Annotated in this window: 26 protein-coding genes; 20 read left to right on the forward strand and 6 right to left on the reverse strand. The window is 42.1% G+C overall.

The window, feature by feature from the left end; all coding sequences use genetic code 11:
- Positions 1–82: 82 nt before the first annotated feature.
- The 3 genes from AC25CA_RS01110 to AC25CA_RS01120 all read left to right on the forward strand — a co-directional run bounded on the left by AC25CA_RS01110 (position 83) and on the right by AC25CA_RS01120 (position 1,748).
- Positions 83–601: a nitroreductase family protein gene (locus tag AC25CA_RS01110; protein ID WP_486815196.1), complete on the forward strand. Its 519-nt coding sequence runs from the start codon at positions 83–85 to the stop codon at positions 599–601.
- A 126-nt stretch (positions 602–727) separates the two neighbouring features.
- Complete coding sequence (locus AC25CA_RS01115; protein ID WP_486815197.1) at positions 728–1,093, forward strand: cupin domain-containing protein; 366 nt, start codon at positions 728–730, stop codon at positions 1,091–1,093.
- A gap of 16 nt (positions 1,094–1,109) precedes the next feature.
- Entirely contained in the window at positions 1,110–1,748 is a 639-nt protein-coding gene (locus AC25CA_RS01120; protein WP_486815198.1) for a flavodoxin family protein, read from the forward strand.
- A gap of 72 nt (positions 1,749–1,820) precedes the next feature.
- Here the strand turns inward: AC25CA_RS01120 and AC25CA_RS01125 are convergent, their stop codons facing one another.
- Positions 1,821–2,252, reverse strand: a complete 432-nt coding sequence (locus AC25CA_RS01125; protein ID WP_486815199.1) for a hypothetical protein — start codon at positions 2,250–2,252, stop codon at positions 1,821–1,823.
- Between the two features lie 265 nt (positions 2,253–2,517).
- Between AC25CA_RS01125 and AC25CA_RS01130 the strand changes: the two genes are divergently transcribed.
- A complete protein-coding gene (locus AC25CA_RS01130; RefSeq protein ID WP_486815200.1) occupies positions 2,518–3,609 on the forward strand; it encodes a glycerol dehydrogenase in 1,092 nt (363 codons plus the stop codon).
- 109 nt (positions 3,610–3,718) lie between these two features.
- Here the strand turns inward: AC25CA_RS01130 and AC25CA_RS01135 are convergent, their stop codons facing one another.
- Positions 3,719–4,330: a nitroreductase family protein gene (locus tag AC25CA_RS01135; protein ID WP_486815201.1), complete on the reverse strand. Its 612-nt coding sequence runs from the start codon at positions 4,328–4,330 to the stop codon at positions 3,719–3,721.
- 141 nt (positions 4,331–4,471) lie between these two features.
- Here AC25CA_RS01135 and AC25CA_RS01140 point away from each other — a divergent pair, with 141 nt between their 5' ends.
- Entirely contained in the window at positions 4,472–5,410 is a 939-nt protein-coding gene (locus tag AC25CA_RS01140; protein ID WP_486815202.1) for a hypothetical protein, read from the forward strand.
- 151 nt (positions 5,411–5,561) lie between these two features.
- Here the strand turns inward: AC25CA_RS01140 and AC25CA_RS01145 are convergent, their stop codons facing one another.
- On the reverse strand, positions 5,562–6,149 hold the full coding sequence (locus AC25CA_RS01145; protein ID WP_486815203.1) for a DJ-1/PfpI family protein: 588 nt from the start codon (positions 6,147–6,149) through the stop codon (positions 5,562–5,564).
- A 105-nt stretch (positions 6,150–6,254) separates the two neighbouring features.
- On the opposite strand from AC25CA_RS01145, the gene AC25CA_RS01150 reads away from it, so the two are divergent.
- The 4 genes from AC25CA_RS01150 (at position 6,255) to AC25CA_RS01165 (ending at position 9,989) form a co-directional block, all read left to right on the forward strand.
- Entirely contained in the window at positions 6,255–7,235 is a 981-nt protein-coding gene (locus AC25CA_RS01150) for a phosphotransferase (RefSeq protein ID WP_486815204.1), read from the forward strand.
- A gap of 129 nt (positions 7,236–7,364) precedes the next feature.
- Complete coding sequence (locus AC25CA_RS01155; RefSeq protein ID WP_486815205.1) at positions 7,365–7,790, forward strand: SAM-dependent methyltransferase; 426 nt, start codon at positions 7,365–7,367, stop codon at positions 7,788–7,790.
- A gap of 97 nt (positions 7,791–7,887) precedes the next feature.
- On the forward strand, positions 7,888–9,165 hold the full coding sequence (locus AC25CA_RS01160) for an NAD(P)-dependent oxidoreductase (protein WP_486815206.1): 1,278 nt from the start codon (positions 7,888–7,890) through the stop codon (positions 9,163–9,165).
- The gene (locus AC25CA_RS01165) at positions 9,150–9,989 is read left to right on the forward strand and encodes a phosphatase PAP2 family protein (protein ID WP_486815207.1); all 840 of its coding nucleotides are present in this window, start codon (positions 9,150–9,152) and stop codon (positions 9,987–9,989) included. Before AC25CA_RS01160 ends, AC25CA_RS01165 begins: the two co-directional genes overlap by 16 nt.
- A 155-nt stretch (positions 9,990–10,144) precedes the next feature.
- On the opposite strand, the gene AC25CA_RS01170 is transcribed toward AC25CA_RS01165, so the two are convergent.
- Positions 10,145–11,326, reverse strand: coding sequence for a MalY/PatB family protein (locus AC25CA_RS01170; RefSeq protein ID WP_486815208.1), 1,182 nt, complete (start codon positions 11,324–11,326; stop codon positions 10,145–10,147).
- 193 nt (positions 11,327–11,519) lie between these two features.
- On the opposite strand from AC25CA_RS01170, the gene AC25CA_RS01175 reads away from it, so the two are divergent.
- From AC25CA_RS01175 to AC25CA_RS01200, 6 genes are all read left to right on the forward strand, one after another.
- The gene (locus AC25CA_RS01175; RefSeq protein WP_486815209.1) at positions 11,520–12,041 is read left to right on the forward strand and encodes a MarR family winged helix-turn-helix transcriptional regulator; all 522 of its coding nucleotides are present in this window, start codon (positions 11,520–11,522) and stop codon (positions 12,039–12,041) included.
- A gap of 138 nt (positions 12,042–12,179) precedes the next feature.
- A complete protein-coding gene (locus tag AC25CA_RS01180) occupies positions 12,180–12,722 on the forward strand; it encodes a 3'-5' exonuclease (protein WP_486815210.1) in 543 nt (180 codons plus the stop codon).
- A 59-nt stretch (positions 12,723–12,781) separates the two neighbouring features.
- Positions 12,782–14,071, forward strand: a complete 1,290-nt coding sequence (locus tag AC25CA_RS01185) for a helix-turn-helix domain-containing protein (protein WP_486815211.1) — start codon at positions 12,782–12,784, stop codon at positions 14,069–14,071.
- Between the two features lie 292 nt (positions 14,072–14,363).
- Positions 14,364–15,212, forward strand: coding sequence for a DUF3100 domain-containing protein (locus AC25CA_RS01190; protein ID WP_486815212.1), 849 nt, complete (start codon positions 14,364–14,366; stop codon positions 15,210–15,212).
- A complete protein-coding gene (locus tag AC25CA_RS01195) occupies positions 15,202–15,675 on the forward strand; it encodes a DUF340 domain-containing protein (RefSeq protein WP_486815213.1) in 474 nt (157 codons plus the stop codon). The genes AC25CA_RS01190 and AC25CA_RS01195 overlap by 11 nt, the downstream gene beginning before the upstream one ends.
- Before the next feature lie 103 nt (positions 15,676–15,778).
- Positions 15,779–17,095, forward strand: a complete 1,317-nt coding sequence (locus AC25CA_RS01200; RefSeq protein ID WP_486815214.1) for an amidohydrolase — start codon at positions 15,779–15,781, stop codon at positions 17,093–17,095.
- A 164-nt stretch (positions 17,096–17,259) separates the two neighbouring features.
- Here AC25CA_RS01200 and AC25CA_RS01205 read toward each other — a convergent pair whose 3' ends face one another.
- Complete coding sequence (locus tag AC25CA_RS01205) at positions 17,260–17,826, reverse strand: HDIG domain-containing metalloprotein (protein WP_486815215.1); 567 nt, start codon at positions 17,824–17,826, stop codon at positions 17,260–17,262.
- An 88-nt stretch (positions 17,827–17,914) separates the two neighbouring features.
- Positions 17,915–18,397, reverse strand: coding sequence for an Lrp/AsnC family transcriptional regulator (locus tag AC25CA_RS01210; protein WP_486815216.1), 483 nt, complete (start codon positions 18,395–18,397; stop codon positions 17,915–17,917).
- A gap of 341 nt (positions 18,398–18,738) precedes the next feature.
- On the opposite strand from AC25CA_RS01210, the gene AC25CA_RS01215 reads away from it, so the two are divergent.
- From AC25CA_RS01215 to arcC, 5 genes are all read left to right on the forward strand, one after another.
- The gene (locus AC25CA_RS01215) at positions 18,739–20,214 is read left to right on the forward strand and encodes a sodium:solute symporter family transporter (RefSeq protein ID WP_486815217.1); all 1,476 of its coding nucleotides are present in this window, start codon (positions 18,739–18,741) and stop codon (positions 20,212–20,214) included.
- A 29-nt stretch (positions 20,215–20,243) separates the two neighbouring features.
- Positions 20,244–21,290, forward strand: a complete 1,047-nt coding sequence (gene argF, locus AC25CA_RS01220; RefSeq protein ID WP_486815218.1) for an ornithine carbamoyltransferase — start codon at positions 20,244–20,246, stop codon at positions 21,288–21,290.
- Between the two features lie 33 nt (positions 21,291–21,323).
- A complete protein-coding gene (gene aguA, locus AC25CA_RS01225) occupies positions 21,324–22,430 on the forward strand; it encodes an agmatine deiminase (RefSeq protein ID WP_486815219.1) in 1,107 nt (368 codons plus the stop codon).
- Positions 22,431–22,494: 64 nt separating this feature from the next.
- Positions 22,495–23,850, forward strand: coding sequence for an APC family permease (locus tag AC25CA_RS01230; RefSeq protein WP_486815220.1), 1,356 nt, complete (start codon positions 22,495–22,497; stop codon positions 23,848–23,850).
- A 98-nt stretch (positions 23,851–23,948) separates the two neighbouring features.
- Positions 23,949–24,902, forward strand: a complete 954-nt coding sequence (gene arcC / locus AC25CA_RS01235; protein ID WP_486815221.1) for a carbamate kinase — start codon at positions 23,949–23,951, stop codon at positions 24,900–24,902.
- Positions 24,903–25,036: the final 134 nt, after the last annotated feature.

Genomic DNA, 25,036 nt, shown 5'->3' on the forward strand with positions numbered 1-25,036 from the left:
TTCTTTGAAAAAGTGCTATATAATGAAAATAACATATTGATAGAGCAGCATGGTTTGCGAATGAATTGAATGGAGGGAAGTCATGAATTTTTTGGAACTGGCTAAGAGGCGATATTCAGTGCGGTCCTATACACCGCAGAAGGTAGAAGAAGATAAATTGAAGTTGATTCTACAAGCAGCGCACGTTGCACCGACAGGTGGAAATCGTCAGCCGCAACACTTGATTGTGATACAGAGCCAAGAAGGATTAGAGAAACTTGGAAAGGCAGCAAATACGTTTGATGCACCCCTGGCGATTCTTGTATGCAGTGACAAAGAAAAGGCATGGAAGCGCCCCTATGATGACAAGACCCTAGAAGAAATTGATGCAAGTATTGTTACGGATCATATGATGTTGCAGGCAACCGATCTAGGTTTGGGTAGTCTTTGGATCTGTAAGTTTGAGCCCAATGTGCTGAGAGAGGAATTCAAACTACCAAGCAATTTGCAGCCCATTAATCTTTTGGTAATTGGATATGCAAAGGGTGAGAAGAAGAGTCCGAATCGGCATGACAGGGATCGTAAGCCATTATCAGAAGTCGTTTCATACGAATCAATTTAAGTGAATGGGGAAGTGGTTGAAGGAAACAGTGCCAGTTATCAAGGGGCACTGTTTTTTTTATCCCTTGATCGTCATTATCGTATATGCTATAGACAACGATGAAATTGAGAAAGAGGGCGGGTAGATATGAAGGCGGAAACCATTAATATTGCAGAAAAGTTTGCAAGGGTGACAGACTACTGGGCACCAAAAATTATTGCGCAAATGAATGAGAATCAATTTAAATTGGCTAAGTTCAAAGGGGAATTCACTTGGCATGATCACAAAGAAACAGATGAAGTGTTTTTTGTTGTGGAGGGTGAAATGCAGATCGATTTTCGGGATTCAAGCGTGCTTATAAAAGCGGGAGAACTATTTGTTGTTCCAAAAGGGGTCAAGCATAGACCGCGCGCCAAGGAAGAATGTAAGGTCATGCTCATTGAACCAGCAGGTACTGTGAATACGGGTGATGTGGTTGGAGACCAAACCGCTTCCCATACAGATTGGATTTAGCAATGTGGAGGATGAGATGAAAGTTATTGGGATTAGCAGCAGTGGAAGAAAGAACAGTTATTCAACAAGGCTTATTCAGGATATTTTTAGTGAAGTCGAAGGAGAGACAGAACTCATTCGTTTAGCTGGAAAACAGATTAATGGCTGTTTGGGTTGCTTACAGTGCGCAAAGGATAATATTTGTGTACAGCAAGATGATTTTCAGGAAGTTCTTCAAAGGGTAATGGACGCAGATGCCTTGGTCTTTGCTGGACCCAACTACTACAATAGCCTAAATGCCTTGGGCCTTGCCTTTTGGGAACGGACATTTTGCTTGCGACATCAGGATCGATTTTTGTTGGCTGGTAAGTTGGCTGTTGCAATTGGACTGGATCGCACGGAAAAGGGTGCTGCCTATTCTCATATCGAAAAGATGATGAAAAGTAATAAAATGGCCATAGTTGATAGCATTTCGAATCCCGGAAATTATCAATGCTATGATTGTGGGTTCGGTCATGAGTGCATAGCGGGGAATGTATATGCGAGACAAGGTCTCTGTACAAAAGAGTGTGCAGAGACGAATCGGCCTTTGGAATACAATGAAGATAAAGAGGCCGTTAAGAAAGTAAAGGCGATTGGAAAAGAGCTGAATGCAATTTTACAGGCAAGGAAATAAGAAAAAGTGAAAAATGAAAGTAGAAAGAAGGAAGTCCGTTTTCGTGGACTTCCTTGTTTTATCGTGCCTATTTTAGATCCAGGCGACTATTAGTGCAAGAGTAAAACCACCGATAAAAAAGGCGATCATTGCATTTAAAGTTTTTGAATAGCCTTTTGGCGTGATCTGATTTTTTGCGTCCATACTTTTCATAATGGGATACAAGCGCCAGTAAAAAGACAAAATTGAAGCGATCAGAACGGCAACAGCAAAAAGCTGTGTGGTATAGGTTGTTGTGAAGATGATGACAAGAAGGAGGGCGATAAAGATTAGTTTTGTGCCTGCAACCCAATAAACCAGGTATTTTATTAGGTTATGTACCTCCTCATCATTCTTCGATTTTTCATAAGCATTAAAAACACCAATTCCATTACCGATTTTAGAACCCGGCTTGAAGTAGAGCATGGTGATGTTCATCAGTTCCAGGAAAATAAATACAGCCATTGCAAGTTGCAAGATATTCATAAGGATCTCCTTTTATCGTTACTTGTTGTGCTATGAATAGTATATCGAAATGGCATGCCGGTTACAATGAATAAGCTTTAGTATATTCGTAGATGGGAAGAGACATTGAAATTTAAGAGCAATGATTCAATGATACTCAGAGAGAGGAAGGCAGGTGTCTTGTTAAAAAAATAACAACATCTTATCAGAGCTGAAGTATATTGTCTATTAAGTATCAATCTTTCTTTTGCTACAATAAGTCTATAAAATCAAAGGAGGAATTCAAATGGCTACTAAGATTGTAATTAGTCCAGGAAAATATATTCAAGGGCCTGGGGAATTGAAAAAATTGGAAAACTACGCTCGTGTGTATGGATCTCATGCATTCGTGATTGCAGATGATTTTGTTATGGGCTTGACCAAAGACATGGTAAAAGAGAGCTTCGCAAATACAGAAAGCAAATATGCATTTGAGAAATTTAATAGCGAGTGTTCAAAGATTGAAATTGCTCGTTTGCAATCCATGGCAGAAGCGTTGGAATCCGAAGTGATTATTGGAATAGGCGGTGGTAAAACGTTGGATACGGCAAAGGCGATCGGTTATTATATGAAACGCCCTGTTATGATTGTGCCAACAATCGCATCAACAGACGCTCCTTGTAGCGCATTATCCGTGGTATATACAGAAGACGGTATTTTTGACGAGTACCTGGTATTGCCGACGAATCCAACGGTTGTTTTGATGGATACAGAAATTATTGCAGCAGCACCCGTACGGTTGCTTGTTTCCGGTATGGGCGATGCCTTGGCAACTTATTTTGAAGCACGTGCTACAGCACGGTCAAATGCCTCGACTATGGCGGGAGCAAAACCAACGGAAGGTGCATTTGCTATGGCAGAATTGTGCTATAAGACTTTGCTTTCTGATGGATTAAAAGCAAAAATGGCGGCTGAAAGCAAGGTATCCAATGCATCGGTTGAGAAAATTGTAGAAGCCAATACCTACTTGAGTGGAATTGGTTTTGAGAGTGGTGGCCTGGCTGCAGCTCATGCCATTCATAACGGATTGACTGTGCTGGAAGAATGTCATCATTTCTATCATGGAGAAAAGGTTGCTTTTGGAACCTTAGCACAATTGGCACTGGAAAATGCGCCATTAGAAGAAATTCAAGAAGTGATTGATTTTTGTAAAAGCGTAGGTTTGCCGATTACCCTGAAAGATTTGAATGCAGAAAATGTTACTGAGGCACAATTGCGAGAAGTCGCAATCGCATCCTCTGTGGAAGGCGAAACTATTCATAATATGCCTTTTGAAGTCACAGCAGATTCGGTTTATGCGGCATTGGTTACAGCGGACAAACTAGGTTCAACCCTATAAATACAAGTAGGGCTTGTCAGAATTTCTGACAAGCCTTTTTTTTTATCGTTTCAATAGATTGAGTAGTGTATAAGTAAATAGAAGTTGTTCATTTATTAATTTACCTTGATTAAAAGAAGCTTGCAATTTCATTCAAGTGTTTTTTCTTCAACGTTGGCAACTCGTAGTTGGGATCTGCTTTGCCCACACAAAGTATCATCATGGCTGTTTCACCCTCGGGCCGGTTCAACAAGGTGCGCAGGAAGTTCGGTGGAGCGGGTGTGTAGGTGAAGCTGGCATATCCGGTATTTCTCAGGGCATTGATTAAAAGCCCTGTAGCAAGACCCACGGATTCTGTCACATAATAATTTTTGTCCTTGCTGCCGTCGGGCAATATTTTGTAAAACTCTTTGAAGACTACGATTAAGCAGGGGGCTTCTGTTAAAAATGGCTTTTGCCAAGTCACATTCAGTTTCTCTAAATCTGCTTGCCATTCGTCACTGATCTTTTTTTCATAAAAGGTTTTTTCGATTTTTTCTGATTCTGTTCGAATTTTTTCTTTCATATTGGGATCTGTGACCACGCAGAAATGCCATGGTTGCTTGTCAGCACCATTTGGGGCAGTTGCAGCCGTCATGATACAATTCTTAATTACTTCTATATTCACGGCTTCCTTAAGAAATTTGCGATACGTTCGTCTCATCTGACTTTCTTCTAAAAGTTGTTTTGATTTTTGTGGCATGAGCTACCTCCTGGATTCTCTTATTTTTAGTATAATCAATTGTATGCAAGAGAACAATGTGATGAACCAATGATTTCGATGCATAGTACAGCAAGAGTAGAGTGTTATACTGTAATAGTAAGAACTAGGAGGATATGTAAAATGAAAATAAATAAATTATTGATTGCCATGATTATACTACTAGTAGCCACAAATTTTGTTACAATTTCAAAACTTCAAACTCTTGAAAATAGCGTTTCGAATCTGAATAACTCTATTTTTAGACTGGACCGGGAGTTGGATAATATAAATGGCAATGTATCAAGGACGTTGAATGAATTTACAGCTGAACATACCTGGACGAGAAAAACACGGGCACAAGCCGTAGGCTACAATAAAGAAGAGATGACGGCGGGTGTGGATATCGAGGTGACATTTAATGAACTTCAAAACGATGAAAATATTTATATTTTCGTTCAGGCTATAGAGGGTGATTTTCAAGATCAAATTGAAGTAACAAAAACAATAAGCAAAAACTTGATTTTAAACTATTACTTAGATTTGCCCATAGGTAGAGACTATAAATTGTCGGTTGTCGGAGAATCAACAGAGTTAAAGAGAAGTGAGTCTCTTGGTGATGTTCGTCTGAGCCGAATGATGGACGACGTTGTTTACGTAGAAGGCTTTGGCTGGGAAGTCAAAGTGGATGAAAGTAATAAGCTGGAGAGTGTTGGGATGGATATTACCATTCATTCTGTTTTTGAAAAGGATCCTTTTATCAGTGAATACTTTAGGAATAAAGAGATTGTAAATATTCGCGGGGAGATCTATGCAAATGATGTCTTGCTCGATACCATCGAATTTCTCGAGGATGAAAATTGGGGTATTTCAGGACTAGATTCTTTGGGGAATTTAATCGAAGAAGAGAGTGGTGTGCTAGCTTTCAAACTTGGATCTGCAGGTGATCATTTTATTGATATTCATGGGAAATACGTGTTCAAGAAGTCTATAGTGGAAACCCAAAAAGTGGATGTCTATGTCATACTTACGGACAACCAAGGGGAAGAGCATGGGTATCAACTTTACCATATTTTCGAATAAGCATTGGAGAAGGAGCAATCATATAAAATTTTGGTTGAATGGCGACAAATGCGTATGAAAAATTATCATATAGATTTAAAACACAGAGGAGTTTTAGAAAAGAGAATTCCTCTGTGAATGAAAGTGAGTCGGCAAGGCTTCATCGATTACATTAGACGAATCCCATTTGTTTTTTTACATGGCTTGTGTTTTCTTGATTGGTGAGTACTTCCAGAAGAAGAAAAGAAACATCGAAAGCGGTAGATGGATTATATGAGGTGATGATGTTTTGATCCACTACAATGGGTTTGTTTGATTGAAGGATTGCGCCAAATGCGGCCAATTGTTTCTGGCGAATCCCATTACTCAAATGATAGGTTGTTGCATGCACACCTTTTAGGATGCCACTTTTTCCAAGAGGAAGTGCCCCTACACGAATGGAAGCGATCGGTTTTTTTTGATTGTGGAAGTTCTGAATAGTTTTGAGAAAGTCAGGATGAAAGGCATCTTCATAGAAGCCGGCTTCTTCAAATCCACCGGGGATGGCTAAGGCGTCGAATTCTGAGACATTGAGGTCTTTAAGTTGCATTTCTGGAACAACGGTGAAATTCCAAGTACATTTTAGTTTTTCGTGCATGCCGACGGTAATCAATTCGGTTTGGCCATTACCATCGGTTTGGTTCCAGCCAAAAACATCGGTGAATACACTGGCTTCCGACATTTCAAAGCCGTTTGCTAGCAGAAGACATATTTTTTTCATGCTTGATCCTCCTTTGTGTAGTTACAATTTTAGGGTGAAAGAATAGAACCATTGTAACATAAATTATCAGAATTATTCGAATGAATGCTTGAAGGAGGAAATAAGATGGCAACAAAGCTTCAGTCTTTATTTGATCAATTGATATTAGGGAAGATCGTGAGTCAACCAGAACGAGTTTATGGCGGTCTTTTACATAAAATGCTAAGGGTAGAAACTGAGCAGGGGATGTATGCGGTAAAACAATTAAATCCAACGATCATGAAACGCACTCATGTAGTTGAACATCTTGTGTATTCAGAGCTTGTGGCAAGAGCTGCTGTACAAAATGGAATTCCGGGAATTACAGCAATTGGAGAGAGCGAGCTTGTTCATCAAATCGGCGATGCGTATTTTATGATTTTTCCATGGAGTCAGGCTCAGACGATTTCTGCTGAAAGAGTAGGGGTGGAGCATTGCGTCAAAGTCGGTAAGATTTTAGCAGACTTGCATCAGCTTTCGAGTCGATTTCCACTAAGCGTACAGGAACCGCAAAGGGATATGGAGAAAATTGAATGGGACTCCTTTTTAACTGATGATGAGGAGTGCCGGAACTTGTTTGAGTCATATTTACCGCAATTGAAAATTTGGGATGAGAAAGCCTACCTTGTATCGCAGAAGGTGCAAGCAGATCAAGTGATTAGCCACCGCGACCTGGATTGTAAGAATATACTCTGGGATGCGGATCAAAATCCCATTGTGATTGATTGGGAGTCTGTGGGATGGGTGAATCCAATGTCCGAGTTGATGGAGATTGCTTTGTACTGGTCTGGCGCCGAAATTTTGGAATTTGATCAAGTGAAATTTATTTCTTTTGTGGAAAGTTATTTGGAAGCTGGTGGCGTTCTTCAGGGAGACTTGGATGCGATATTGGATTTCGGATACAGAAATAAACTGGAATGGCTGGTTTATAATATTAAGCGATGTAATGGAATGGAAGTGGCTGAAGAAATGGAAATTGAATTGGCAAAGCACCAAGTGACAGAGACGATTGAAGGTTTGCAAACGTATGAGCGGTTGATTCCTCTACTGGGTAGATTGCTGTCTTGAACTCTAAGGCAAGATGAAAAGGAATAATGGGATCTTATCATGAAAACTTCAGGACCTTGCTTCAAGTCATTGAAAGGTTGGTGGGTCAATGATCTGAGGGTGTAAAAAAATAGGATCAGGAGGGAATAAATGGAATTTATAGCGATTGGAAGTGTGGAAAATGGAATTCACGACATTCATAAACATGATTGGGATCGGGAAGAGTCAAAAATCGTTTTGAAGTCGGCGTATAAAGGCGGTTTGAAGGGTCTTGAAGAATTTTCTCATGCTGAGATTTTGTTTTTCCTGGATCAAGCGAGCTTTGATATCGAATCTGAACTTTTGGGGAAACCAAGGAGGAATCAAGTTAACCCAATCGTTGGTATATTTTCTAGGAGAAGCAACCATCGCCCCAATGGAATTGGGCTTACAGTTGCCAAAATTTTGGAGGTTGGAGACGAGTATTTGCTTGTGCTGGGGTTAGATGCTGTTGATGGGACTGCTGTCCTTGATATCAAACCCTATGTGCCCAAGGTGGCAGAATCGCAAGTAAAGAGACCGGAATGGGCAAGGTAAAGGCGGTAGATATCTTTTATTTTTGGCTAAATAATGATACACTTATCCATAAAACCATGAAGAAAACAGTTTTTTATCATGGATTCAGGAGGATAAGATGGCGCCGCATATTATTGAAGAAGCCAAGCGATGCTTGCAATGTAAAAATCCGAAATGCAAACAGGCATGTCCCGTCGAGACACCTGTCAATGAAGCGATCCATTTGCTGTTGGATGGTCAGATTGAAGAAGCTGGGGAATTGTTATTTTTAAATAATCCGCTTTCCATTGTCTGCTCTTTGGTTTGTCCGCATGAAAAATTCTGTGAAGGGAATTGTATCTTGGGGAAAAAAAGTAGCCCAATTCATTGGAGTAGTGTGGAACACTATATTTCTGATTATTATTTGAATCGGATTCATGAAAAACCGGCAACTGATCGAAGCAAAAAAATTGCAATTATTGGATCGGGGCCTGCGGGCATTACGTTAGCCTTTTTATTGGCGGCGAGAGGATACGATATTACGATCTTTGAGGCAAAGGACAAGATCGGTGGTGTATTGCAATATGGAATTCCGGCCTTTCGATTGCCCAAGGACATTTTGGAACGATTGAAAGATCAATTGCTGAGCATGGGCGTCAAGATTCGCCCCAACACCTTGGTCGGACCGGTGATTACGGTGGATGTTTTATTCCGGGACGGTTATCAGGCGATCTTTATCGGAACCGGTGTTTGGAAGCCAAATCCTATGCGGATTAAAGGCGAGAGTCTTGGTCATGTGCATTATGCCATAGACTATTTAAAGAACCCGGAGAGTTTTGATTTGGGTAAAAAGGTTTGTATCATCGGAGCAGGAAATGTTGCCATGGATGTGGCACGTACTGCCATTCGTCGTGGTGTTCGTGAAGTCACGGTCATGTATCGCCGTGATGAGGACGATATGTCTGCTACCTTAGAGGAAATTAAGTACGCAAAATTGGATGGCGTAAAATTTGAATTCTTTAAGGCACCGACTGAAATCACGGATGATGGAATTCGATATAAGCGAACCGAGAAGGTTATGACTGACGACAAGGAAAAGCTGATAGAAGTAGATGGACCTGAGGAGTTTTATCCAGTTGATTCCGTGATTATTGCCGTTAGTCAGGGACCAAAGTCGAATATTGTTGCCAACTCAACGGGAATCAAGATTGGGAAGACCGGTCTGGTTTCAACGGATGCATGTGGACGCACAACACGGGATGGTGTTTTTGCCTCTGGAGATGTGGTGACCGGTGCAAAAACGGTAGTGGAAGCGGTCATGTTTTCTAAAAAAGTGGCTGCCGCCATTGATGCCTATGTAACGAAAGGAAAGCCAGAAGACGAATTAGGGGAGACTAGTCAATGCAATTGGAAATGATCAAGGCAATTCAATCAATCAGCAATCCATTTTTTGATGTTTTTTTTCAAGGCTTGACCTTTTTTGGTGAAGAGTATGTGGCTATTTTGATCGGAGCGGGCCTGCTGTGGTGTATCAATGCCCGAAAAGGATATGAATATGCCTATATGCTATTAACGGGTCTTTTGATTAATGTCACCCTAAAAGAGATCTTTGATGTCTCTAGGCCCATTGGACTTGAAGGGGTTCGATCTTTGCGGGTGGAAACAGCAACCGGCAAGTCTTTTCCCAGCGGACATACGCAAACGGTAACCATGGTCTTTTGGTGGTTGCGGAATCAGATTCAAAAACCAGTATTTACAGGGTCAAGTATCATTGTGATTATTGGGGTTGCGGTTTCAAGGCTATATTTAGGGGTTCATTGGCCTTTGGATGTTGGTGCGGCTGTAGTGATTGGAATTGGCTGGGTCGCATTCATGCAGAACATGTACCCGAAAATTGAAAATCAATTGATCGGGCGGGGACTCTTGGTGCTAGCACTAGCATGGATGGGCGTATTTTTCTTTTACTCAGAAGATTACATGAAACTATTGGGATTATTAACGGGTTTGACCCTCAGCATGATTGCCAATCAGAAGTGGATACAGTATCAGCCAAAAGGATCGGTTTCTTCTAAAGGAATCATGTTGATTTTTGGCGTTATTGGCGTGGGCGTTATTCTTGTGGCGGGCAAGCATGTGTTTGTTCATGCCGTATTTGGCGATTTGCTTCGATATATGACGATGATGATCTGGGTGGGGACGGGCATTCCTTTACTTTCAAAAAAGCTCAAGCGTAGACGATAAATATAGAGAAGGCATAGAAATGGAGACTTGAATGTTGATTCAAGTCTCCATTTTTTACTGTTTGATAATTTCTTTATATTTTCAACAATTCTTCAAAACACGGTTATCGATTTTTCAGCGTTCTCTATCTGTTTTAAGAACAATTACCATACTCTTTAAAGATTTGAAAAAGTATTTTCGAGCCGGTTTAATGCTTCAACAAGAATATGTTTGGGGCAGGAAATATTCATGCGAATAAATCCAGTTCCAGCTTGGCCGAACATGGAACCGCCTTCCAGTATTAAATGGGCCTCATCCGCAATCAGGCTGAGTAGTTCACTTTCTTGAATGCCATATGCGCTGAAGTCAAGCCAAGTCAGGTAGGTGCCGGCGGGTTTGTTGAACTTGATTTTTGGCAGTTTATTTTGAATGAATGTATCCATATAGGAAAGATTGTTGTCGAGAACCTTGTTGAGTTCGACAAGCCAATCCTCTGATTGATCGTAGGCTGCGATGGTAGCTTCCATGGCAAAGGGTGAAAGGCCAATGGATCCAGTAAAGCCCGTTAACTTTTCACGAAGCTCTTCATTTGGTATGACAAGGTTTGTGATATGCAAACCAGCTACGTTAAAGGTTTTGTTGACGGCAGTTGCAACAATCAGATTTTTATAGTTTGTTAGGTTGAGAGCTGACTCAAAGCGTTGTCCTTCTCGTATTAAATCGCAATGGATTTCATCGGAAAAGAAAAGTACATCATTGGCTTGGCAGATGGCAATCAATTTAGTCGTATCTTCTGTTGACCAAATTTGTCCAACCGGATTGTGGGGATTGCAATAGATGAACATCGTGGTGTTTGGATCCTTGCATTTCTCCTCAAAGTCTTCAAAGTCGATTCGATACTGGTTGTTGTCGTCTTTGATCAGATGATTTTCAAGAACATTTCGCTTAGTTTCTTGGATCTCTCGCTTAAAGGGATAGTAGATAGGCGGCTGAATAATAACGCCGTTGCCTTCTTTTGTAAAGGCGCGCAAGCTGTTTCGAACGGCAGAAACCGTGCCATTGCTGAAGACCAGCCAGTCTTTTTGAATTTTCATGCCATGGCGGCGATCATACCAGTTAATAATGCTGTTTTGGTAGGTGTCGCTTGGCTTGGTATATCCGATGATTAAGCGGTCGGCACGATTTTTGATGCTGTCTATGACAGCTGGTGGACAAGCGAAATCCATATCGGCAACCCACATGGAAATGGTATCTTCGAAATAGTTTAGATTAAAATGATCCATGATTAAGTCGGCAGACGTCTTAGCGGCACCCGTATGACTCCTGTCGATTACTTGATCAAAGCTATAGCTTGACATAGTAGACACTCCTTTTTAGTTCAACAGATTGATAGTTCAACTCTTTAACTATATAATAAAGAAAGAGTATATGTTTGTCAATGGAATCGGATCATTCAAATCGATGGAATTGAATCGATAATGATGATATGGAAGCCAGAGGTATGATATCCTAAAAAAGATAAACTCAAAATCATGGAGTAAGGAGACTGGAATGAGTATAGAGCAGGAATTTGCGTTGGTCAAGCAAGAGTTCACGAGTTTTATGGAATATCTGAATACCCATATGAGGATCAGCCAGAGCTATCATTCTACACCACGTTATTATGGTATTGAAGAGGAATTGTATATCTCGGAAGCCCATGTCATTCAGGCAATAGGAGACCAGCCGGATCAAAGTCTCTTGGAATTGGCTGCAGAAACTCATCGGACAAAGAGTGCCATGTCCATGATGATTCGAAAACTTGAGAAAAAGGGATTGATATCTAAAATCAGAACAGAGGAAGACAATCGAAAAATTGCTCTGACTCTGACGAAAAAGGGACTTATTGTGTACAACTACCATCAAGCCTTAGATGAAATTAACTATCGGGCCATGTTTGAAAAAATGTCTCAAATTGAAGAAATTAGCTGTAAGGATCTTGAGATCGCCAATAAAGTGCTAAAGAGTTTGATTGAAATTCCGCGTGGAGAATTATTATTGATTGATAGCGTTGTGGAAAAAGAAAGAACATAATATCTTCATTTTGACTCTTTATACTCCAAGTGGTTGAACAGACTCTTCAATGTGGTTGATTGGCTAAGAGTGATAGGACATGGCGAGCATTCAATGATATAATAATTCAGTTCAATGAAAATTAGGAGACGTGAAAATATGGATTTTGTTGTACTGGATTTTGAAACGACAGGTCTTCGAAATGAAGATCAAATTATTGAAATTGGATATGTATGGATTCAGAATGGAGAAATTAGGGCAGAACGGAGTAGCCTGATTAATCCTGGCAAACCAATTTCGAGCAGGATTACGCAAATTACGGGAATCAATACAGAGATGGTGGAAGATGCGCCAAAAATGCATGAAGTGATAGAAGGATTTGCTAAGTTTTTACGCGGCAAGATGATCGTCGCACACAACGCATCCTTTGATGTTCGATTCTTAAACAATGCGCTCAGTCGTGCAAACTTGGAAGGGGTATACGAGTACGTCTGTACCATGCGCATGTTTCGCGGTTACAAGCGAGAGTTGGGAATTGAAACACCTGGTGCCAAGCTGTCGGACCTAACATCCCATTTTGGCTTACATAATGATCGTGCCCATCGTGCTTTGGAAGATGCCCAGGTCACTTCCAAGGCGTTCTTGGATATGTGTGCGGTTTTGCCTTGGGAAAACTGGGTGACGGAAAAGAAAAAAAAGTAAAAGTCATATGCTATAATGAAAGAAGCACGTTCAGAATATTCGGAGAGCGGGGTGATGGAATGAAAATTGCAATTGTTGGAGCAAAGGACTCAGTTGAAAAAGTTCATCGTATTGGAAAAATATCATATGGAGAGCATGACTTTCTTCCTTTTGCCGTTGGCCTTTGTGATTATTGTGATGAGGTCTTGAATCGCTGCGAGGAAGTGGCGGATGGTCTGATTTTCACCGGTCTTGGATTTGTGAATATCTCTAAAAAATTAAATATTCTCTCGATCCCTGTGGAGTTTATCACCCGTGATGGTTCTTGCATTATCAAAACCTTTTGGGATATGCAACAACAAGAACTAGGGCCGAAGCGGATTAGTATGGATGTCGTGGGAGAAGACCTTTTTCAGGATGTTTGCGAAGAATTGGAACTGCAATTTGAAGAAAGTTATCTTTTTCCTTATAATCCTGAACAGATCGAAGAAGAACTGATGATTGAGCATAAGAAGCTTTGGGCTGCAGGTGAAATTGATATGGCAATCACTAGTTATGGATGGATTTACGACCAATTGCGAGAAGCGAATGTTCCGGTGGTCCGCCTTGGAGTAACTGCGCCCATTATTCGAAATTCACTCGATCGTTTGATCGCACGGATTGAAAATCAAGAAATGAAGAAATCTCAGTTGGCGGTTCAAATGATTACAATTGAAGCGAAACAAGATTATAATCGTTATGAATATGAAGCCTTACGCAAGCGAAATGTCTTCGAAAGAATGCTGATTGATTACCTGCCCGTAATTCAGGGAACCGTAACACAGAATCAAAATGATCAGTACACCATTATCAGTACGCGAGGTGCGATTGACAGTTCGATGGGGAAAGAAGCCTTTTTAAAAATCATTACGGACACCGAAAAGGAAAATATTCGTCTCTATGCAGGAGTGGGCTTTGGACACACTGCTTTTGATGCAGATTTTAATGCAAGAACCGCCTTGAAACGATCTCGTCAAGAGAAGGGAAATGCCTACTATATTGTGGATGCGAAGAAAAGAGTGGTCGGTCCCATTGGGGATAAAAATGCTTTGGCCTACGAAAGTGCTTCCTTAGAAAAAGAGCTTCAAAGAGTAGCACGGGAGACAGGATTAAGTACGACGTATATTTCTAAGCTGACTAATTTGACGAAGAAATTGGATACGAATCTTATAGATTCAAAGAAGCTAGCTGAGTTATTAAAGGTTACCGATCGATCAGCACGACGGATTTTGAAAAAACTGGTAGATGCAGGTTACGCTGAAGTTGCGACGTCCTCGCAGCAGAATGCTGTAGGCAGACCTTTGTTGATTTATAAAATTACAATTTCCTAAACAGACTTGAAATATGGCAAAGAAGATGATAGAATTTATTACAGAAAGTATATAAGGTGAGTGCTTCAAAGACACATATGTCTTTTAATAGGCATTTTTCTTTTATGTAATAACGGACGCATTACGGTCGTAGCCTATATTTTGTCCGAAAAGAAAGAGTGAAGAAGAAACAATCATATACTTGCATTACAAATTATCGAAATATTCACACTACGCAAGCCTTTTCCCCGTTTGCGCATAGAAAGGAGGATGCTTTGATCGGGAAATCATTTTTGAAGGGAGTGTTGTTTTAATGGATTCAAAATACAAATCGTCATCATACAGAAATTTATACATAATCGTTTTTATTATTGTCATTATTAGTGAGTTAATCGGTATTAAAAAGTTCTCAGTAGGTCCGGGTTCTGTTGTGCTTTTACCCATGTTATATGCGGTAATTATTGGTCTTGTTATCACACCAGGGATTTTAGGCAAGCGAATTGCTGCATTAAAATCGATGATTTCGGATGAGGTTATGGAGATTGCAGGCATGTTGGTTATGCTCTCCCTACTACCGCTCGGTGTCAAATATGGTACCTTGGTTGGTCCCAACATCGTGAAGGTTGTGCAAGCGGGTCCTGCATTCCTCCTACAGGAGTTGGGCAACTTGGGCACGGTCTTCATCGGCTTGCCTTTGGCAATGGCTTTGGGATTGAGACGCGAGGCTGTTGGTGCAACGGTTAGTATCTGTCGGGAACCGACCCTAGGCGTAATTGGTGAGCGATATGGCATCAACTCTCCTGAGGGAACCGGTGTATTGGGAACCTACATGATGGGAACTGTTTTAGGAACTATTTTCTTTGGTCTTTTGGGCTCTTTTGCAGTCAACACAGGTATCCACCCATATGCCTTGGCCATGGCTTCAGGTATGGGAAGCGGATCCATGATGACGGCAGCATCTTCATCTCTGGCAGAAACGGTACCTGCTATGCGAGATACCATTCTTGCCTATGCAGCAACTAGTAATATGTTGACTGGTGTGACGGGCTTGTATAGTGTTGTATTTATTGCACTTCCAATGTCCAACTGGTTGTATAAAAAATGGGAGCCGTTCTTTGCACGCAAAGACGCAGCTGAAGGGAGTGTGAAAGATGTTAAGTAAAACAATGGATCAAGTGAAATTGATGTTGGTAATTGGATCGATGATTCTTGTTGGCCAGAAGCTTGGCCGCATGGTAACGGGCAAGGAACTTGTCCCCCTGGGACAGTCTGTTTTGGGCATCTTAACAGTGCTTTTGATTTGCATCTTAGCGTTGAAATTGAAAGAAGCCTTCCCTAAGGTGAAGTTTCCCGCTTTTGCTTGGGCAACTATGATCGCATTGATTCTCAGCATGCCCTTCATGCCAACTTCAAAATTATTCTTGCAAACGACGGGCAGTGTTGATTTCTTGGCAACGACTACTCCGATTCTCGCTTTTGCAGGTATTTCTGTTGGTACGAAGTTGGATCAGTTGAAGAAAATTAGTTGGAAGCTTGTGATTATTGCTATTGTAGTATTCGTCGGCACATATTTTGGATCAGCTTTGGTTGCACAATTTGTCTTGAAATTGCAAGGCATTATTTAAAAAAGATCAGAGGTTTTGATCCTAATGTTGTTGTGATCGGGCAACCTCTCCTTGAATGGTGATGGTTGTCCTTTTCCATAAGATCAGAAGAAGGAGGTGCCCAATGGAAAAGCAAGCATTAAAGGAAAAAATATGCCAAGTCATTGATGCTCATCGTCTTGAAATTATCCAAGCGGGAGAGTCAATTTATTCGCACCCGGAATTGGGGTATAAAGAGGAGTTTGCCACACAAGTTATGGTAGAATCCTTTGAAAAACTGGGATTATCAGTTGAAAAACATATTGCTGTAACAGGTTGCCGTGCCAGAAGTAAGAATGAAAATGCGGGTCCAAGGATTTCTGTATTGGGAGAACTCGACGCCATTCTATGCAAGGAACATCAGGATGCGGATCCTGTAACTGGAGCCATTCATGCTTGTGGACATAATATCCAGGCTGCAGCCATGTTGGGTACTGCCATTGGGTTGGTGAAATCAGGTGTAATGGACCTTCTTGATGGGTCAGTAGAGTTTATGGCAGTGCCGGCAGAAGAGTTTGTGGAGTTGGAGTTTCGTGACCAATTGCGGAAAGAAGGCAAGATCCAATACTTTGGCGGCAAGCAGGAGCTGATCGCCAAAGGCTACTTCGATGATGTAGATATTTCCATGATGGTTCATGCCTTGAATATGCCAGACAAGACCTTTTTAACTGGACCCAATGGGAATGGTTTTATCGGGAAAAAAGTAAACTTCATTGGCAAGGAAGCCCATGCGGGCAGTGCGCCGCAGGATGGGATCAATGCCCTAAACGCTGCCATGCTGGCATTGAACAATATCCACGCCCAACGGGAGACCTTTGCCGAAGCAGACAAAATTCGCGTTCATCCCATTATCACCAAGGGTGGGGATATCGTGAATGTGGTTCCTGCTGATGTGCGCATGGAGCTCTATGTGCGCGGTCGTACCATCCCGGGCATTGTTGCGGCCAACCAAAAGGTGAACCGGTCCTTAAAAGCAGGTGCCATGGCCATCGGGGCTCAAGTGGAGATTGAGGAGATTCCAGGCTATCTGCCGTTATTGAATGTGCCGGAACTTGACCGTATCTTTGCGGAGAATGCTGGCGAGCTTGTGGATCCCGATACAATCGTCAAAGGTGGAGACTTTACAGGCTCCTTCGATTTTGGCGACGTGTCTCATATCCTACCAGTCCTGCATCCTTTTGTGGGCGGAGTAGTTGGCGCCTTGCACACGCGGGAATTTGCCAATAGAGATCATGAATTGACCTATATCGCGCCGGCCAAGGCCATGGCCATGACCATTGTAGACCTGCTCTATGATGGAGCAGATCAGGCGAAAAAAATTATCGCGGATTTCAAGCCGGAGATGACCAAGGAAGACTACCTGGCATATATGGAAAGTGTGACGGGGACCATCAGAGCATAGAAAGATGAAATTGAATAAAGCTAGTAAAAAAAGGAATGCCCTGCGAAATTTCATAGGGCATTCCTTTTTTGCTAAACTTTGGGTTGAGATGGCCAATATGCTGTAGTTCATCCCTTAGTTTATTGTTGCAAGCTAAGAGTAAATGTACAATTGCTTCAAATCGATTACTTGGCCAAAAGGGAATAGCCCTGTTCGTTAAGCATGGCTTCGTGTTCTTTCAATCCACCTACGATGGTGTTGATATGATCGCTGAATTCCATACCCATATCTTCCATAGAGCTTAGCAGTTCTTCCCGATTGACGGCGCGGGCAAAGGCCTTGTCTTTCATTTTCTTTTTCACGGATTTTGCTTTTAAGCCTTCCAATTTGGTCGGACGCATTAGAGCAACGGCAATAATAAAGCTGGCCATTTCATCGACGGCATGCAAGGCTTTTCGTTCCATTAAGTCACGCGGTATATCGGCATTCAAACCATGGGAAAGAATGGAATCGATAAATTCTTGGTCAAATCCTTCAGGTGACAAAATCTCAGGTGCTTTGGCAGGATGAATCTCAGGATACTCTTCAAAATCAATGTCATGGAGAAGGCCTAAAAGACCCCAACGTTCTTCATCTTGGCCTAGCTTTTTTGCATAGGCGAGCATAGCGGCTTCCACAGCCAGAGAATGGCGGTAGACGCGTTCGGTCTTCACATGTTCTTTTAGTAGTTCAACAGCTTTGTCTCGATTCATACTTGACCTCCCATAGATAAATCATTCCTTGTTTTGTCTAATATTATAGCATAAAAAATACCCTGCGAATCTATTCACAGGGTAAAGTTTACTCTTTAAAGTCTGTTTCAACAGGCAGCCATTCGTCGATATTGTAGAGAATCTTTGGAATGATAAAAAAGTTGATGACCTCTACTCCTTCTGTTTGGGGCAGGGTAAAGTTGATAAAGTCATACATCTCTTCATTATCTAAAAATCTTGTTTCAATTGCCAGATTTGCCTTTCCCCAACCAGTTGCGATATAGCAGACATTGGGATTTGATTTACAAAAACTGACAAAATCATCATAAACGGATTCATCAACCTTCAGGTTGATGTCAGCGATAGAATGGTAGCCGAACATGCTGGGGTCAACGATGGTTGTTACGCGGATGGCCTCCGTATCGATCAGATGTGTGATGCGTCTTCGAACGGTACGTTCATTGATGCCGGTTGCTTTTGATATTTGTGCTGCCGAAGCTCTTGCATCCTTGGACAGCTCTTGAATAATTAGGTAATCGATTTTATCATAAGATTTGATTTTCTCAGCCATAAGTCACCTCCAGACGCTGAAAAGCGGATATATACTACATTTATACTACCATTTGGGTACGAAATATGCAAGAGTGATTGCTGAAAAAACGACTTTAGTGACCGAAACGGACATAGATAAAATATAATCGGACATATTTTTGAATTTTTTGGACAAAAAATGTTGACATTCAGAATGGTCGGTCGTATGATTAAGACAGGCAATCGACTGCCCCTCATATTTTGAGCTTGCAAGCCTCAAAGAACAAAATTTTTTTGTGAAAAAATGAAAACCTTTTCCAAAAGGTTAAAAAAGTAACGTGGATATGAGATGGGGCCAAAAAAAAGGAAAGGAACGGTAGAATGCTTTTAGAAAACCTGATTCCACTTATGATTATTGGTGCCTTTTTTATCGGGATTACCCTGGTTGGAAAGATCGCTAGCAAACGTGTCAAGAATTCAGACGACTATATGGTCGCCGGACGAGGCGCGCCGCTCTTCCTGGTCGTGGGTACCCTCTTTGCCACTTTTTGGGGTGGAGGTACGATTATTGGCGCAACGGGTGCAGCCTACAACGACGGTGTTTTTGGTGTCATTGAAGATCCTTTCGCTGCAGGACTTGCACTGATCTTGATCGGTCTCTTCTTTGTCACGATTTTAAGACGATTGAAAATTCGATCGATTGGAGAGCTTTATGCTTTCCGCTTTGGCCCGACAGCAGGGTATCTGGCATCAGCCTTGATGATACCGACCTATGTGATTTGGACAGCGGTACAGCTTTTGGCTATTGGCAAGATTCTCAATGTTCTGTTTGATGTGAATTTTCTCTTTGCCTATTTGATTGCGACTCTTGTTGTTGTGTCTTTTACTTATATGGGCGGTTTGATCGCCGTAGTATGGACAGACGCCATCCAAATGGTAATTATCTTTGTTGGATTGATTGCGATCCTGGTGGTTGGATTTAAGGCAGCCGGAGGTGTATCTGATGTTATTGCCCATACGCCGGAAGGATTTTGGCGATTTATTCCAAAGGAACGAAGTATCGGTGCATGGATCTCTTATCTAGCCATGTGGGCGGGGATGGCTCTTGGGAATATCCCAAGTCCGGATGTAGCCCAGCGCGCCTTGATGGCGAAAGATGGGGGCACTGCAAAGAAAGGCATGATCATTGCCGGTAGCATGTATTGGACCATTGGCTTTATTCCCATTGTGATTGCCTTGATCGGGATCACCTTGGTTGCAAAAGGCATACTTCCTGCAGGATTGTTTGCCGAAGATAGTGAGCTTTTGATTCCATTTTTGGCCCGTGACTTATTGGGGCCAGTCGGCCTGGGTGTTTTTGTTGCCTCTCTATTGGCGGCGATTTTGTCCTCTGCCTCCACATCACTCTTTGCAACAGCTGTATTATTCTCTAATGATATTTATAGGCCGCTTTTCCACAAGGAAGATTTGCCGGAAGATGATCGTACCATGCTGAGGGTCACCAAGATTTTCGTTGTCGTGGTCGGCGTTTTATCTGCCGGCGTTGGACTGGCCTCCACCAACATTTATGATTTGACGATCTTTGCCTTTACCCTGCAATTTGGCGTATTATTCTTCCCATTTATTTTTGCATTAAAGGCAAAGTGGGTAAACACCTATGGGGTAATCGCCGGCATGCTTGGGGGACTGGGTGTGAACTTGATCGGCGTCATTTCACAAGCTTCTGTGATACCAGAGCCATGGGAATTCTACACACTCGTGCCTGCTCTTATTAATATGCTACTTATTATTATTGTATCAGCCATTACGCGTAATAAGAATCATGCAACACCGTTAGAAAATTTGTATATTGATTAATACTTAGGATTTGGAAGGAGAAAACAACTATGAAATACCCATCATCATCAGCAACGGATTTGAACAAACAAGGCATGCGTCACATGATCTCTATGAAGGACTTCACAACAAAAGAAATGGACGACATGATGGACTTGATGGCATACCTAAAAGATGCCAGAAGAGACAATGCGGTTCCACAACTTTTTGAAGGCAAATCAGTTGCCATGATTTTTGAAGCTGGTTCAACAAGAACTCGTGTTTCTTTTGAAGTTGCTGCAACCATGCTAGGTGGACACGGTTTGTTCTTGTCACCTCGTGATATTCACTTGGGTGGCAAAGAGTCCATCGATGATACGGCTCGTGTTTTGTCAAGAATGTGTGACATCGTAATGGCCCGTACAAATGATCCAGAAACAATCGATGCCTTGACTCGCATGTCTACAGTTCCAGTCATCAACGGCTTGGATACGCGATTCCATCCAACACAAATGCTGGCTGACTTGTTCACCATCAAAGAGCATATGAAAGAAGGCCAGAAATTGTCGGATTTGACTTTGGCATTTATGGGCGATGCAACTGATGTTTGCCGATCATTGCTTTTGACTTGTACAAAATACGGCATGAACTTCAAGCAAATCGGACCTGTAAAGTATCATATGGAACAAGAATGGTTGGATATTGCGGATGAGTACTGCAAGGAATCTGGCGCTTCTTATGAAATTACAGACGATGTGGAAAAAATCAGCGAATGCAATGTTGTTTACGGAGACAGCTTCTACTGGGTAACTCAGTATGATGAAAAAGAAGAACGTCTAGCAGCCTTTATGCCAGATTACGTGATCACAGAGGAATTAATGGCCAAAGCACAACCAGGCGCGACTTTGCTTCACTGTTTGCCGGCAAATGATCAGGAAGAAGTGACTCGAGAGGCATTGGAAGGTGAAAACTCAGTAGCCTTTGATGAAGCGGAAAATCGATTGACTGCACAGATGGCCATCCTGGTCTACTTCACCCATAAATTCCACATTGAATCAACGGAAGAGGTAAAGAAGCAGCACGCGGACAAGATCAATAATTTCTTAAAAACACTATAGACAATATTCAGACAAAACCTTGGGGGCGAGAAAATGTCTAGAAAAATTACAGAAACAACACCAAAACAAGATGGATTCAGAATGCCAGGCGAATTTGAAGCACATAAAGGGTGCTGGATGGTTTGGCCTGAGAGAACTGACAACTGGAGATTGGGCGGCAAACCTGCGCAAAAAGCTTTTGTTGCCGTAGCGGAAGCCATTGCAAACTTTGAAGAAGTAACCATGTGTGTTTCCCAGACGCAATTTATGGCAGCTCGAGAAGAACTCAGCGATCGTATTCGTGTGGTTGAAATGTCTAACGACGATTCATGGATGCGTGATATCGGACCGACCTTTGTTGTCAATGATCAAGGTGAGGTGCGCGGTATCGACTGGAGATTTAATGCCTGGGGCGGTTTGGTAGACGGTTTGTACTTCCCTTGGGACAAAGACGATCAGGTTGCTAAAAAGGTCTGCGAGATCGAAGGCAAGGATTACTACTCTTTAGAAGAATTCATCCTTGAGGGTGGATCCATTCATACCGATGGTGACGGAACTGCCATTGTTACAGAAGCATGCTTGTTGCATGAAAGCCGTAACCCTCAATTGGATAAGGCTGGTATTGAAAACACCCTGAAGGATTACTTGGGTGTTGAAAAGGTGCTTTGGCTGCCAAACGGCATCTATCTGGATGAAACCAATGAGCATGTGGATAATATTGTGCATTATTGCGCTCCGGGTGTGTTGGCACTTGGCTGGACGGATGACGAAAAGGATCCCCAGTATCCATTGTCTCAAGCAGCCTTCGAGTATTTGTCCAATGAAACGGATGCAAAGGGCCGAAAATTGGAAATTCATAAGCTTCATATTCCAAATGAAGTGTTGATTACCAAGGAAGAAAGTGAAGGTGTAGACTCGGTTGACGGTACATTGCCTCGGGAAGAGGGAGATCGCCAAGCTGCGTCATACGCAAATTTCTATATCGCCAATAATGCAGTTATTTTGCCACTTTTCGATGATGAAGAATATGATCAAAAAGCGATTGAAACTCTGGGCAAGATATTCCCTGATCGTGAAATCGTTGGCATTTATGCTCGTGAGATTATCCTGGGCGGTGGAAATATTCACTGCATCACGCAACAACAACCTCTAGGAAAATAAACGGTAGTTTTTGAGATCTAGTGGCTGCAAGTGCAGCCACAGATTCTCTGAAGGGAGAATTTTCATGGAAGAGAAAAAAGTAAGTTTATTTAAAATGATATCTTTCACGGTCTGTGGGATTGTGGTCTTGGACACCTTTGTAGCGCCTGCTGCCATGGGCGTTTCATCAATTACCGTATGGTTGCTAACAGCTATTTTATTCTTTATTCCATACGGATTGATTAACGCGGAATTGGGTGCAGCTTATCCAGAAGACGGTGGCATCTATTCTTGGGTTAAACGTGCGTTTGGTGAATTTCAAGCAACCTTGGTTGCCTGGTTTTACTGGGTGAATGTTGCGTTTTGGATGCCAGCAGTATTTATTGCCTTTAGTTGGTGGTTCTCTATGGCCTATGCACCAGAACTGAGTACTTTTGCCTCGGCGGCCATTGCCATCGCCATGTGTTGGGTTGTTGTTGGCATCGGTATTCGTGGTGTTGAACTGGGAATTACCGTGACGAATATTGCAGCAATTGTCAAGGTGGCAGTTCTCTTGATTTTTGGAGGTTTGGGTGTGGTTTACGCCATTCAAAACGGAGTGGCTAACGACTTTTCCTTGTCGAACTTTGCACTTGACTTTAACTTTGACACCATTGCCTTTTCTTCGGCGATCGTTTATAACCTCTTGGGATTTGAACTGATTTCTTCCATTGCGTCAAGCATTGACAATCCTGGAAAAAATATTCCCAAGATGACAGTACTAGCGGGTATTTTGATTGCATTTTTGTATATTGTCGGAACATTTGGTGTTTTGGTTGCGATTCCAGCAGAAGCAATTGATCCTTTGGATGGATTTTTCTACGCACTTCAGGAATTGTGTACTGTATTTGGCGACTCGGCGACATTGGTATTTAACATCATTATGGCGGGCGCTTTGTTCACCTTGGTTTCCAACATGATTTCTTGGTCTATGGGCGGCGTTGAAGTATTAGACGAAGCTGAGTTTACTAAAAAGACCAAGGTCTTGGGACATCGTCACGCGAAATACGATACACCAGATTACTCTTATATTTTAATGGGTGTAATTGCAACGGCATTGATCGTTTTGAACTTCTCCTTAGGTGAAAGCGCCAATGAAGCATTCTGGACAATCTTGTCCTTCAGCTTCCTGGTTTTCTTCCTGCCATACTTGTGGCTGTTCCCTACGGCAGTTAAATTGCGTTTAAAAGATACGGATACGATTAGACCCTATAAAGTACCAGGTGGCTTGCCGGGATTGTATATTTCAGCAATTTTAGGATTCGCTTTCATTACGCTGGGCATTGCTTTGTTGTTCTTTACAGGTGAAGGATTTGATCCTCTGTATCATGGAACTTTAGTGATAGGAACGGGCTTGACGACAGTCTTTGGAATTGGATTGTATCGCAAAAGTCATCAATAAATACAAGTAGAATTAGGACTTAATGTTGATTTTCGAATGGGGATTGGAATAAACAACATCAATGCTAAATTTTGATAAATGATTTTGGAGGTTGTAAGATGCTAAGTAAACATAAAGAACCGCGCATTGTTATTGCCCTGGGCGGCAATGCCCTTGGAAATACGCCAGCTGAGCAAGAGGAAAAAGTGGCTGTAGCGGCAAAATCCTTGGTGGAATTGATTAGCCAAGGTAATGAGATTATTGTTTGTCACGGAAATGGGCCGCAGGTAGGCATGATCAATCTTGCTTTTGAAGAAGCATCCAAGATCAATGACAAGGTTGTACCCGTGGATCTTCCGGAATGCACGGCTATGAGCCAAGGCTATATTGGTTTCCATCTACAGTCTGCCATTAAAAAAGAGATGATGGCCCAAAAAATGCCATGGCATGTAGCGACGGTGGTGACGCAGATTGAAGTAGATAAAAAAGATGAAGCTTTTGAAAATCCACGCAAACCAATTGGTGGATACTATAGCAAGGAAGAAGCAGATGTTTTAATGGCGAAAGACCCAAGCCTCAAGGTTGTGGAGGATGCAGGACGCGGTTACCGTCGCGTTGTTGCATCGCCAAAACCGATGGATATTGTAGAGAAGGCATCTATTATTAACATGTTGGACAATGAATTCGTCGTCATTGCCTGCGGAGGCGGTGGGGTTCCAGTGGTCTCCGATGGTCAGGGTGGATTTATAGGCGTTCCAGCTGTGATCGACAAGGACTTTGCTACTGCAAAATTGGCCGATACGGTAGATGCGGAGTATTTATTTGTACTTACCGCGGTGGATCGTGTTGCTGTTAATTTTGGTACACCTGACCAAAAAGAAATTGAAAAGATGACTGTGGCGGAAGCGCAGAAATACTGCGACCAAGGCCATTTCGCGCCGGGTAGCATGCTTCCCAAGGTGCAGGCGGCCATGGAATTTGTGAAAGGAAAGCCGGGCAGACGCGCAGTGATCGCTTCATTGGAAAAAGCAGCCCTTGCCATTAAAGGTGAGAGCGGCACTATCATCTATTAGACCCAAGTAACACGATAAGTATTCCAAGATAACCCTTTTGTTGCAGAACATGTCTGTGCAGGAGGGTTATTTGTTTATGTTATTACATGTTATAATGTAGATATCTAAAAAAAACTATTTGGAAGAAAGGAGAA

Source organism: Gottschalkiaceae bacterium SANA (genome assembly GCA_036323355.1).
Classification (GTDB): domain Bacteria; phylum Bacillota; class Clostridia; order Tissierellales; family GPF-1; genus GPF-1.